The sequence below is a fragment of the Colwellia sp. MB3u-45 genome (assembly GCF_014077005.1).
Lineage (GTDB): Bacteria > Pseudomonadota > Gammaproteobacteria > Enterobacterales > Alteromonadaceae > Cognaticolwellia.
In genome coordinates this window covers 1-13,600 of record NZ_JACGVC010000026.1, presented here as the reverse complement: position 1 = coordinate 13,600, position 13,600 = coordinate 1, and the positions used below count along the sequence as shown (strand labels likewise).

Here is a 13,600-nt window from a genome sequence, read left to right as displayed (position 1 = left end):
AAAATAAAAATAAAAATAAAAATAAGGATAAAGCGTAATTTACGTTGATAACATTAGTTCAGCATTGGTTTGAAAGCATTGTTGACACAAAATATAAAATATCTACCTATGATAATTACAGAAGTACTTCATATAAATGGGTTAAAAATACGCCCAAGAAGGCTAATACCTTAAGTGAAAACTTGGTTAAAAAGCACTTCAATATTACTTTTGATGGATGCGGCATTGGGTAGCACAGAGTATTTTAGCCAAAGATCCAAACAACTACCGAAAGGCCGGTACCGCGCTAATGGATATGATTGCAATAATTATGGCCATTTATGGTAATAACTAACACTCACCCAATGAATCTGAACTAGATGATTTTTTGAATTTACTCTCTAATTTACATGAATATATTTAATTGTATTAATTTGTAATATATTGATAGAAAACAAAAATATGGATAAGCTTTGTGTCACAATGAAATAATAAAAATACCTACGCGAAAGGAACCCGCGCTTGCCTCCTCAATTTTATAATGAAAATGCCAATAAGCTAGCCCAGCAATACCTATCAAAATCATTTGATGAGGTACATCAAAGTTGGTCGCAACTTTTGCCATCTGTTATAAAAAATGCTCATGCGCGTATTCTTGATATTGGCGCAGGCTCTGGTCGCGATGCTAAACATATAGCGCAACTTGCCGCACAAACTCACGGCACCGAAAACAAGGTTCAAATAGTGGCTGTTGAACCTGCCAACCTATTGGCTGAACTTGGTGCACGGCAAACCACAGGGCTAAACGTAAAGTGGCTGACTGATTCATTACCCGCATTAAGCGTTATCACCAAACAAGAAGTCAGCTTTGATTTAATCCTCTTAAGTGCGGTTTGGATGCATATTCCGGTAAATGATCGTGCTCGCTCAATACGTAAATTAGCTAATTTACTTAAACCCGGTGGCAAACTGGTTGTTTCACTCAGGCACGGACAAACCATTGAGGATCGCAACGAACGTAAAATGCATGCCGTGTGTGCTGACGAACTCAAACAACTCGCGAGCGATGTTGGGCTATTTACTAAACTAGAAACCCAAAAAGAATCAGACAAACTCGGTCGTGATCACGTTTCATGGCAAACCCTAGTATTGCAAATGCCAGACGATGGCACGGGCGCTTTTCCTTTTATTCGCCATGTAGCACTAAACGATGGTAAATCTGCCACCCATAAACTCGCCTTACTTAGAGTATTACTGCATATTGCTGATGGTCATGCAGGCGCGGTGCTAAGGCGAGAGCCCTCACCATTTGGCGATCGCGTTATTTTACCCGTAGGCCTAGTCGCGCTGTATTGGTGTCATCAGTACAAAGACTTAATTGATAGCCACAATATATTTCAAACACTGAATAAAAACCCCAACATGGGTTTTATGAAAGCGAATGGCTGGCAGAAATTAACCCATCGCAGCGCGTCAGATTATCGTATTGGCAATCTATTTACCGGTGACGATGCTATCGCGCTGCATAAGACACTCTCTGCGGCAGTCAGTAATATTAAAACGATGCCATGTCGTTATATCACCTTCCCTAATAGAGAATCTAATAGAGAGACCAATAGTGATAACACCGTATTTGAAGTGGCCAGCAAAACCGTAAAAGCCAAAGACAGTATATTTCTTGATTTACAAACCCTTGAACAGTGGGGCGAATTTTCACTGCCTGAATCGACTTGGTTAGCGTTTAATCGCTACGCCTGTTGGATTGAACCTGTACTAGTTAATGAATGGGTAAAAACCATGGCAAGTTATGCCGGTAATGCCCAATATAAAGCGCCTGAAAATCAATATAAATTAGCCCAAGCGCTGAATTGGGAAGAGCCTAAACGCAGCACTATTGAGGTACGTAATCGTTTTGAACTCATACAAGATACATTGCCCAATAATGAAAAAATACAATGCGTGTGGTCGGCTAAATCATTGAAACAACAATACGATATTGATCACAGCATGCCTTTTTCTCGTTGGCCGAATAACGATTTATGGAATTTACTACCAACCGATAGCCAAGTGAATAACCAGAAAAGTGACCGATTACCAACCGAGCAGAAATTAAAAGTGGCTAAAGAGCGAATTCAACATTGGTGGCAATTAGCTTGGCTTGATGACGAACCTTCAGCCTTTCTTCTAAGAGCAGAGCGATCAGCGTTCTTAAAGAATGAGCAGAGCCAACAAAAACGATTTTTCGCTGAGGCTAACATTGCCTTGCCGGGGTTAAGTTCAGATAACTCATCAGTAGATGATTTATCTGAAGCTTTGGTGATGCAACGTGGACGACTGAAAGAAATGCAACAATTAAGAGAGTGGTGAATGTTTCAATTTACTCTGTCCTCATTTATTCTTTAACTAGCATGTCTCTTTGGTGCCTTGGAGACATTCCAGCTAAAATCTTGCCATTTATTATAATAAACACTCAATAAAGCCAGTTAACCATTTGAATTTAATGTGTTTTATTTATTTTTTGTCCAGGTTGTACTACTGAGAGGTCTTAGTAACACGCACTAATATACATGTGAGCTAGCATTACTAGTTTCTAATGCTTTGAAAGTATGGGACATTAATGTTAATTTAATGTTATTTATGATGTGTGTGATACTGAGAGTTATACATAATAAGCTGTTGAAGCCTCATCAATCTCGCATATTATTTTTAAGGATGATTAAATGTACGATATAGAAACAAAACAATATGCAATAGAGCAAGAAGATATTATATCTAAGCTTGAATTTCGTGTAACCAAGACAGACGATAATCGTTCAGAAAGTCGTGATGAAGTAATGAGAGATTATGCTCGCGTTCTCTATTCATCTTCTTTTAGACGGCTTCAGGGTAAGATGCAGCTACTCGGAATAGATGCCAATAAATTTAATCGTAACCGTCTGACCCACAGTTTAGAAGTCGCTCAAATAGCTAGGTCAATTGCTTTTGATCTTGGATTGCAAAAAACAGTTGTTGCAGAAACAGCCTCACTTGCACATGACATCGGTAATCCACCATTTGGGCACGCTGGAGAAGTAATATTAAATCAATTAAATGCTGATTTCGGAGGATACGAAGGAAATGCTCAAGCATTTAGGATTTTACGTACATTAGAGAAGAAACATTACTCATACTCAGGTTTGAACTTAACTTTGAGAACGATGATGGGCGTAACTAAATACTTCTGTAATAAAGAATCAAATCCCAAAAAATTTCTATACAATGATGATTATGATTTTTTATCAGAACAACTAAATCAAAACGGAGTTAAAGTAACTAAAAGTATTGATGCTGAAATAATGGATTTGGCTGATGAAATTGCATATGCAGCGCATGATTTAGAAGATGCATTAAGCTTCGGTATGATTACTCTTGGTGAAATTATTTATGAGTTCAAGAATAGTGATGAATTCAAACCTGCTTTCGATTCCTTTTCAAGCATAGTTAAAGGAGTACAAAATGATGCTATGAAATCTTATATTTTAAGCACTTCTGAAGAGTATTCTATGATAGTAAAAAAAGAAATAACCTCAATAATTGTTAACACTTTATGTAAAGATATTGGCTTAGTAGATGGGGTTTTAGGTTATAAAAATCACTCTTTATTAGCTGAAGGGCTGAAAAAACTTTTATTTAAAGCTATTTTAAGAAAAAAAGATGTACAGTTATATGAAAAGAGAGGGGATAAAGTTATTAAAGGATTATTTGAAGTATATTCAGATAACTCATTTAATAAAGACAATATATTACTTCCCCCAGAGCTTAGAAGCATGAATGAACCTAAGGAAAGATTAGTTACTGATTATATTTCTGGCATGATGGATAATTTTGCCATTCAGGAATATGAAAAATATTTTGGGGTGGGCTCTGCTGAAAAAATATTTGTGTAAGTTTTCAGGCTTATAACAAGCTAATTAATAAGGACAAAAAACAGTTGACTGTTTTCAACTTTTTAGCCAACAATTTTTTGCCCATTATTAGGGCGTTGGTATTTCACAAGGTTCATTGTCATCATCAAATTACTCAAAACGGTCAGCATTATGCAGATGGCTTTGTTGATTATACTTTAGATGATCTACCTTCTATTTATATTTCAATGAGTAATCTCTATGAACTCTGTACCGGCAATAAGCTTGAGAAAGACCGAATGTGATAAAAAAGCATAAAAAGTCACTTAAAAGAACAAATAACAGTTGGTTTTTGCTCCTGCGCCGCTTATTTCAACCAACAATTATCAGCCGTTTAACATGGTGTTAGCACTCTCACATGAATCGAGGATATCGCATGAGAAAACCAAGGTTATTTATTGCGTCATCAGCAGAAAGTTTAAATATAGCTGAGGCTGTTAACATAAATCTTGATCATGAATTTGAAATTACTATTTGGAAAAATGGAACCTTCAAACTTTCCTCTACAACAATAGATGATTTAGTTGAAAAATCTTCTACTGTTGATTTTGCATTATTTATATTTGCGCCTGATGACATTGCATCGATTAGAAGTAGGCAAGAACATATTGTTCGAGATAACGTGATTTTTGAAATGGGCTTGTTTATCGGTGCAATAGGTAAGTCACGTTCATTTATCCTCAAACCTAGAGATCAAGAAATGCATTTGCCAACGGATCTCTTAGGAGTAACTCCTGCTGATTATGACTCAACTCGTTCTGATGGTGATTTAGTCTCGGCGACAAATAGGGCTTGTTCTTTAATTAAATCAGAAGTTAAAAGAATTGGTTTAATTGATCACGTAAGTCTTTCTGAAAACAGAAAAATGATTGCTAACCCTACAGACTATGAACTTTCAGATGTCGACTTTAAATTTTTAGCCGCTTGCTTGCAAAGCCATACAAGTGACCCTGTTGGTTTAGCGTACCATCGAATCTCAAATAGCTTTAGAGCAGTGAATGACGCACTACTGCAAATTGCATCCATAAAATTAGAGCGAATGGGTCTGCTAAGTAAAACTATAGAAACTGAAGAACAAGATGGGTATGACTATTACGCATACTCTATTACTGAGTTAGGAATAGACATACTATTAAAAAATGAGCATGTATTTCAACCTGAGCCACAACAACAAGCACCTCAAAAACACTTTACTGGACAGGTTGATTTCTAGAGTGCTATAAGAAATCAACAAGGACAAAAAACAGCGGGTTTTTGTCACTTCGTTCCTATTTTAGCCCACTATTTTTACCTGTTAATTGTGCGTTATCGATACAAAATCTCATCCCATTCTGTATGAACAACTACGCTCCATTATCAGGGCATCTAATAATAAGAGCTCCAGAATAATGGAAACTTTTTAATGATATTAAATAAATCACCCAACCGCCAACTTAGCCGTTTCATGCCACAAATATGCTGGCATGGGATGCTTAAGTTTCCATGTAATATTCATTGGCTGACTGCCTTCATATTTCACAAAATCTACTGGGCCAAAATTGACAAAACCCATGGTTCTGCCATTTTCATCTTTGCCTTGTTCACGGACAAATAACAGGATGACCTTTTTCGCTTCTTTCTGTTGGATGTAACCTAAACCTCGGCCTGAATTGGGTCGTGCGCTGTTCTGAGTTTGCCAGTGAAACAAGGTTGGGCTTATGGCGTAATCGTGGTACATGGTGGTGGCTGAAAACTGTTTTTCGCATTTATTCAAGGTAACAAATAACAGCTCGGTATTAGCGTTAGCAATATTTAACACACCTTCACGGCTAGATGACTTTTTAGTAAAAGTACTATCACCAAATGCGACAAGAATATGTTCTTTCGGGTAGCGAACATGCATGTTAAGTGGTGAGGCATCTACTTTCGAGTTACCCACCGTTGGCATAGCAAACTCAATGACTTCAAGCCGTTCAATCAGTATTGAAATAATCTCGCTTAACTCACCTTGAAGTGTTGGGTCTTTTAGCGCAGCTAAGCTTTCCCTTAAACCTTCAGTTACGCCATCGCTCGCACTTTGTTTACCTGCCTTATCCCAAAAATCGTAGTGACACATTAAGGCAAACTGTTGTTGATGCTGCTGGGCGTTTGTCTCTGTGTTATCACAATTGAATGCCGGTATTGAAAAATCGTTATCGCAAAGCGCTTTAATAAAACGTAAATACGAAATTGATGAACAGTTGAGTAGTCTATTATTAATGGCTCGATAATAAGCCGCATAAAGTGCTTTATTCTCTAGCGCTATTTCGTTGTTCTTGCTTGCAGCAACTAATACTGACCAACCGCCAAATGTGCCAATTTTGATCTTGTAAATATCTTCTAAGGTAATGTTAGGGTTGATGTGTAAAAAATTGTTTAGCGTTAAGGCTAAGTCTGTTACATGCTGGAAGTTATTAATTAAGCTGAATAACCTATTTTTGTTCAGCGACGCTTGGCTAATGTTTTTCAAGATCATGGCTTGCGTTCTTTCTTGCAATTCAATGCGGCAACCTAAGGGTAGGTGAGGAAAGCCTTGCTTCACTTCTTTGCCAATGGCTTGATTAGTTTTGCCTACTAAGGCTCTAAACTTACTAGAAAAGTCGTATTCTGGTCGTGAATTACCGACAAAATCTAGAATAGTGCAACATTCTTTATTGTCAGTTAAGCGCAAACCTCGACCGAGTTGCTGTAGAAAAATCGTTAAGCTTTCGGTAGGACGTAAAAACAGTAAGGTGTCTAGCTCTGGAATATCGACACCTTCATTAAATATATCAACGACAAACAGTACATTTATTTGCTTTGATTTAAGTCGCTGCTGCTGAATCTCTCGTTCACTACTGTTATCACTGGTTAATACACCACAAGCAATATTATGCAGGGTGAATTTTTGCGCCATAAATGTTGCGTGTTTTTTACTAACACAAAAGGCGAGGGCGCGCATTTGTGATATGTCGGTAACTACCTCTTGTAAGCTTTGTATAATGCGCAAAACCCTTTGGTCGTTATAGGTATAAAGATGAGTTAATTCGGCAATATCATAACGGCCTTTAGACCACGAAATTTTAGTTAAGTCGGTATCATCATCTATACCAAAGTATTGAAAGGGTGAAAGATGGCGTTGATTTATCGCTTCAGGTAAGCGTATTTCTGCGGCAATAACGTTACAAAAATCACTGAGAATATCAGTACCATCATGGCGCTCGGGGGTTGCCGTCAATCCCAAGAGTATCTGTGGGCTAAAGTGTTTTAATACCGTGCGATAACTACTCGCTGAAATATGATGAACTTCATCAATAACAATGTAATCAAAGTAATCTTCACTTAAGGCTAACTGTTCCGTTTGACTGTTAAGCTGATTATTTAACGATTGAATAGAGGCAAAGAGGTGCTGATATTTGCTTGGTGTGTTATTACCAACCCACAACTCACCAAAAGCGCTATTTTTTAATACGCCACGATAAGCACCCAATGCCTGCTTTAATATTTCTTCTCTGTGGGCAATAAACAAAAACTTTGCTTCGGGGTTTTTAATATAGAAACGGGCAAAGTCAAAAGCAGAAATAATGGTTTTACCTGTGCCTGTTGCCGCAACCACTAAGTTACGGTAGCGATTATGCAAGTTTCGCTCAACCTGTAATTTTTCTAATATGGTTTGCTGATGAGAGTGTGGTTTGATATCAAAATAAAAACTCGGCGTTGCGTTATTGAACGTGCCTTTTGCTTCTTGCAGTGCGGTATTTAGCTTTTCACGGCTTGCTGCTTTGCCATCAAAGTGTTCAAAGTCAGGTGATTCCCAGTAGGTTTCAAAAGTGCTGAGCGATTTTTCAATAATATGCGGTATTTCTTGTGAGGTAATTTTAAGGTTCCATTCTAAGCCACTGGTTAAGGCCGAATGTGATAAATTAGACGAGCCAATATAACCGGTATGAAAGCCGGTATTACGCATGAATAAATACGATTTTGCGTGCAGTCGTTCACGGTTAGTATTGTAACTAAGCTTAACTTCGGTGTTGGGTAATGAAGCTAAAAACTCTACCGCTTTTGCATCGGTAGCGCCCATGTATGAGGTGGTGATTATTTTTAATTGTTTACCGCTTTGGGCGAAAGACTCTAATTCATTTTTAAATATTCGAATACCAGTCCATTTGATAAAGGAAACCAGCCAATAAATTTTATCTGACGATTGGATCTCTCTTTTAATTTCAGTCTCTAGTGAAACACCAACATTACTGCCGCAAAATAACTCACTCTGCGTGAGTCCGGTTATCGGCATAATCGCATCTGCGTATTTGGGTAAGTCAGCAGCAATGGGGTTTGATTTATCAAATAACGCGGTAAGAATTTTGCCTTGGCTATCAAGTAAGTTATCAGTGATTAAGGCTTCATCTTTAATGTGCGTGCTAAGCCACTGAACAATAGTGTTTGCGAGATTTATTTGATCATGAATTCTAGACTCGCCATTAGGCACTGAGTCCATGGCAATTTCGATAAGCCGGGTTAAGAAGCGAGATAACCAAGTAGCCGCTTCACCAGCTTCTAATAAACGTTCGCCAACATGGAAAGTTTCTCTATCTAAGTTTTGTTCTACTAATTGCGTAATTAACTGCTCGTAGATACCGGTGGTATTCATGAAAATCCTTTTTATTTTAAACGCTTACTTGCTGTAGGGTATAGTAAATTAAGAAAGAGATAAATGAGGATTTATATTTTTGATAAAGCAGTCAGTAATCAAGAAAGTATTAAAAAACAGCAGCAAAGAAAATTTTAAGCTGTTTTTTAATACTTACCTCTTACTGCCCGCCATAAGTACAGGAAAAACCTTTGAATATAGAGAGCTGTATGACGAATTAGAGTAAAGGTTAGCGAGCTATGCTTTAGTGCGTTACCTTATATACTTATATATAAAGAAGAACGGCTAACTGTTTTAATCTGTTAGACGAATAATAAGGTTAGCCGTTAGTTTTTGTTGCTAACTTAAACATTGCAATCAAAAAAGCTAATACATTGAGAACGCCCACTGTTTTTTGCAGCATATAAAGCGGTGTCTGCTTCATGAATAAGTGTTTCGTAATTATTGTTTGATGAACGAGAGCAGGTAAAACCAATACTGGCCGATATAGAAACGGCTATTGAGTTATAATAAACAGGTGTGTCGGAAATAATATGCCTCAGCTTTTCTGCTATATAGGCTGCACCAGTTAAATCAGTACCAGGTAAAAACACACAGAATTCTTCACCGCCATAACGCCCTATAACATCACTTAAACGTAATGATTCAGTACAGCGTAGCGCCACTTGCCTCAGTACTTCATCACCACATAAATGGCCGTACTGATCGTTGATTTTTTTAAAAAAGTCCATATCAAACATAATAAGAGAAACTTGGTGTTCATATCTGTTAACTCGACTGACTTCATTTCGGAAACATTTTTCCCAATGAGATCGGTTATACAATTGTGTTAAACCATCAATACTGTTGATACGCTTTAATTCCATGACGGTATCTTTGAGTTTCATGGTGGCTATTGCGATATCGGTCACATCCTTAATGGTAACGCAAACATATTCAACATTATTATCTTGGCCAAATATGGGCGTAAAACAGCAATTTTGATACATAAAATCAACACCACCGGTTACAGAGCGGCCATGTGGAAACTTAAATAAGTAAGCTCTTTGTTCCCAGCCAGAATAAGACGGGCTCTTCAAAATGAGCACACTTTTAATTTTTCTTTCAAACCATTTTTGAGGTAAGTTAGGAAAACAATCAAAGAGATTTAAATCAACAATATCATCAGAGGTGAACTGACAACGAATAGCCATATAGTCATTCCACAGATGTACAGTGCAATGCTTATCTACCACAAAAACGCCAGTATCAACGCAGTCAATAACATTATTAGTGTAAGAAAATTTATTAGTCATAATATTTACAACTCATCAATAAGCCGGTTTAAAACATTTTGTAAGTATTCAACCGAAGAATCTGGCATCAAAAGCAATAAGTCGCACTGAAATGAATGCTGCTCAACACTGTATTGTATTTTTATAGAAAGCGCATGATCCCATATCAAGTGATCTTGATTGAGTAAATTCTCTATTATGATGGATTGCCCCATCATGGATGGCGGCGTACTAAAAAAACGTTCTGATATTTGTTCCGCAATACCTGACAAACAAGCACCATTGATAATATTTGAAATTTCAAGCAATATTTCCTGCTCAACTTCAAATGTTACTTCCTCATCTAAATCAATTAATTGTGCCAGCTGTTCGAAGTCGGTGTTGCTGAATATGGTAATGGACTCACCACAAATATTAGGATCTACTACATGAGTATAAAAACCCTGACGCACCGCCGATATTTGTTCCGCGGGTATCAATCGTTTTAATGTCGTAATTAAGTTTTTCGCTGAAAAAATTTCAATCGAAGGCACAGATAAAGTAACATATTGCTCAAATAAAACAGAAAGCGATTTGCCTGCCTGCCCCATGCCTATGTTACAAATTTCTTGCAAATAGTCTCGTTGATCTTCAGTAAAATTGAAACTATTTTTCATAGTAATTTATGCTTTTTCAAAACTTCTATTAATGTGTTTGCAGAGATAGGTTTTCTAATAAAATCTAATGCTCCGGCGGCCTCAACTATTTTTTTCGCTTCGTCTTGAATATCCGCAGAAATAACAATGGTATTAATAACCATAGCTTCAGCTTGCATTATTTTTAATACGCTAAAACCATCTAATACTGGCATGGTTAAATCTAGAAACAAAAGATCTATTTTCTCAGTACGAAGCACATCAAGTGCTTCTTGGCCGTTTTTTACGATTTGTGAGTTTGCGGCCCAACCTTCAGGAAGTATTCTTTGGAGTTGTTTTCGTGCCACATTCGAATCATCACAAATTAATATAGAAATTGTCATTTTTATCCTGTTGAATTAGTAAAGCAAAAGCGCAGAGAGTTATAATAATCCCTAGATTTAACTCAAGGTGCCTTAAGTTAGATATCAATAAAATTAATATACAGATGAAAAATCAATTACTAATTAGTTTGAAGGCATAAATGTAGGACTACCCGCTATAATACCACCCAATGTGGAAAATAGGTGACTTTATTGGCTTTGAACCCCGCCGAGGAGGCCATTTTTGCAAATCACCGGTCTAAACCGAACTAAAAAAAACAATCAGTATCACCCACACCTATTAAAAACAGCACGATCCAGCTCAAATTAGTTCATTCATCTTTTGTTTAATCCGCACTAAATAAAAGCGTGTACATGGAGGTGTACAGAATAGATTGTGGTTCTTCAAAGGCTGTTATAGCGGCTATGTTTCATCATAGTGCCACAAGATACTGGGCTGGTTCATCGTATTATACTGTGTAACTTTTAGATCTTTTTTTGTTCATATTAATAAACCGTTAAACCCAGTTTTATCTGTTGTTGTGTAACATTGGGTATCAGTTTTATACCGTTATAAATAAAAGTGTAGCCAGTTATAAAAATTTATAAGGCAGTGAAAATGGCACTAAGTGACTAAAAAAAGTGACTGAAAATTAAAGTTTTTATTAAATAAAAAACATCTTAAACATTTCAATATAATAGCTGACCGAGATAGACTCAGTATTCGTATTTCAGTCTATGTAGATTAATTGTTCAGTATCGTTATAGGTATCATAATAAAGCGACTCGCAGCACATTAGGGAGGTATCCTGATATACCTTTGAAACAAGCGTGTGAGAAGATACTAGAATTGCGGTAAATGTTGAACGATGGTCTTTCCATCGGTGCAAACAAAGTGCTCCAACCAGCGTGCCATTATTGCTTATAATTAGTATGGATGGCATAGTGAATTTACAGTTAATTTACAGTAAATTTGATAGTGAATTAGCATCGTTAATTGTTATCAACCCATTGAATAAAAATTTTACCCAGAGAGATAAATGACTATAAACCTGTCTAATAACTACCAAGCACTTGGCACTAGCTTTTCAGAGCAAACATTTCCTGCACCTGTGGCTGCGCCCTCATTATTATTGTGGAACGAAACTTTAGCAAAAACCTTAACTATCCCTTTTAGTCAAAAAGATGATGCTGAACTTATTGCACAATACTTCTCAGGTAATCAATTAATTGAAGGAAGCAAGCCGGTTTCACAAGCTTATTCTGGGCATCAGTTTGGTAATTTTAATCCGCATCTTGGTGATGGTCGTGCACATTTATTAGGCGACATTGCTGATACCGAGGGGCAACGCTGGGATATTCAGCTTAAAGGCTCAGGCGTTAGTTCTTTTTCACGTCAAGGTGATGGTCGTTGTGCGCTTGGCCCAGCGCTGCGCGAATATATGATGAGTGAAGCTATGTTTGCGCTTGGTGTGCCAACTACGCGTTGTTTAGCTGTGGTTACTACCGGTGAAAATGTATATCGCGAGCGACCTTATGACGGCGCTGTTGTTACCCGTGTTGCGACAAGCCATATCAGAGTGGGTACTTTTCAATATTTTTCGGCGCGTAACGATACTGACTCGCTTAAAAAGTTGACAAATTATGCCATTAATCGACATTTCCCAGAGTTGCTGGTTGAACAGAAGGTAGCAACAACTTCAAGCCCTGATGATGAAACAATGGCTGATGATATTAGTAGCGAACAAGTGCTTAAATTTTTCTCTGCTGTGTTGTCAAAGCAAGTACCTTTAGTACTTTCATGGTTAAGGGTGGGTTTTATTCATGGCGTGATGAATACCGATAATACGACTATTTCAGGAGAAACCATAGATTACGGCCCGTGTGCCATGATGAATGCTTATGATTTAGACACTGTTTTTAGTTCAATTGATCGTAATGGTCGTTATGCTTTTGGTAAACAAATAGGCATTATTCAGTGGAATATGACACGACTAGCCGAAACTTTATTACCCTTAGTGGCTAGCGATGAAGATGATGCAGTAGCGAAAATAGAGCCTTTATTAGCGCAATTTCATCAAGATATTCAGCAAGGTTACTTGACTATGATGGCGGCTAAAATTGGCATTGATGAACCAGAGCAAGGTGACGCTCAGTTGATTAATGATTTACTGGCCATTATGCAAAAGCAAAAGTTAGATTACACGCAAACCTTCACTGCTTTAACGAAGGCACTGAACAAAAGTGAAATTGAACAGCCCCTAGCCGATATGCTTAATGAATGGTTACCTCGTTGGCATGCTCGAATTGAGCCATTTAAGGCGGCTGCCCACAGCTTAATGGTAAGCACTAATCCTGTTGTTATTCCAAGAAATCATCATGTTGAAGCACTGTTAGCGTCTTGCCAAGAAAATGGTGATTTAACGGCGCTAGATAAATTTTTGGCGGTATTGCGACAACCTTATACAGAAATTACTGATACTAAACACTATCAAGATGCACCTGTTGATGGCGATAACTCTTATCATACCTATTGCGGAACCTGATCTGCGCTATAAGATTTGTATAATGAATAACCAAGAGTAATAACGCCGACAGCCATTGTTATGTGCTGTTGACGAGGTTAAATTTCATTTAACTTGTTGGACTGAAGTCCAACCTACAAAGGGCCTACGGGTGTCATGTGGCGTTGGGCTTTTTTTGTGGTTTTTTGTGATTTTTTATGCTTTTTGTGCTTTTTGTGCTTTTTGTGCTTTTT

The 13,600-nt window shown here is 37.4% G+C and carries 9 protein-coding genes; 5 read left to right on the top strand and 4 right to left on the bottom strand.

What is annotated here, in order from left to right; genetic code table 11:
* The first annotated feature begins 501 nt into the window (after positions 1-501).
* The 4 genes from H4J41_RS00375 to H4J41_RS00360 all read left to right on the top strand — a co-directional run bounded on the left by H4J41_RS00375 (position 502) and on the right by H4J41_RS00360 (position 5,136).
* A complete protein-coding gene (locus H4J41_RS00375; RefSeq protein ID WP_182136341.1) occupies positions 502-2,346 on the top strand; it encodes a class I SAM-dependent methyltransferase in 1,845 nt (614 codons plus the stop codon).
* Between the two features lie 353 nt (positions 2,347-2,699).
* A complete protein-coding gene (dgt, locus tag H4J41_RS00370) occupies positions 2,700-3,905 on the top strand; it encodes a dGTP triphosphohydrolase (protein ID WP_182136342.1) in 1,206 nt (401 codons plus the stop codon).
* 44 nt (positions 3,906-3,949) lie between these two features.
* Complete coding sequence (locus H4J41_RS00365) at positions 3,950-4,168, top strand: hypothetical protein (RefSeq protein WP_182136343.1); 219 nt, start codon at positions 3,950-3,952, stop codon at positions 4,166-4,168.
* A 131-nt stretch (positions 4,169-4,299) separates the two neighbouring features.
* Positions 4,300-5,136 (top strand): TIR domain-containing protein, encoded by an 837-nt coding sequence (locus H4J41_RS00360; protein WP_182136344.1) that lies wholly within the window; start codon positions 4,300-4,302, stop codon positions 5,134-5,136.
* A gap of 204 nt (positions 5,137-5,340) precedes the next feature.
* On the opposite strand, the gene H4J41_RS00355 is transcribed toward H4J41_RS00360, so the two are convergent.
* The 4 genes from H4J41_RS00355 to H4J41_RS00340 all read right to left on the bottom strand — a co-directional run bounded on the left by H4J41_RS00355 (position 5,341) and on the right by H4J41_RS00340 (position 10,863).
* Complete coding sequence (locus tag H4J41_RS00355; protein ID WP_182136345.1) at positions 5,341-8,571, bottom strand: DUF3427 domain-containing protein; 3,231 nt, start codon at positions 8,569-8,571, stop codon at positions 5,341-5,343.
* Between the two features lie 344 nt (positions 8,572-8,915).
* Positions 8,916-9,866, bottom strand: a complete 951-nt coding sequence (locus H4J41_RS00350; RefSeq protein ID WP_182136346.1) for a GGDEF domain-containing protein — start codon at positions 9,864-9,866, stop codon at positions 8,916-8,918.
* Positions 9,867-9,871: 5 nt separating this feature from the next.
* Positions 9,872-10,501, bottom strand: coding sequence for a hypothetical protein (locus tag H4J41_RS00345; protein WP_182136347.1), 630 nt, complete (start codon positions 10,499-10,501; stop codon positions 9,872-9,874).
* Positions 10,498-10,863, bottom strand: coding sequence for a response regulator (locus H4J41_RS00340; RefSeq protein WP_182136348.1), 366 nt, complete (start codon positions 10,861-10,863; stop codon positions 10,498-10,500). Before H4J41_RS00340 ends, H4J41_RS00345 begins: the two co-directional genes overlap by 4 nt.
* Positions 10,864-11,882: 1,019 nt before the next feature.
* Here H4J41_RS00340 and H4J41_RS00335 point away from each other — a divergent pair.
* Entirely contained in the window at positions 11,883-13,388 is a 1,506-nt protein-coding gene (locus tag H4J41_RS00335) for a YdiU family protein (RefSeq protein WP_182136349.1), read from the top strand.
* The last annotated feature ends 212 nt before the right edge of the window (positions 13,389-13,600 follow it).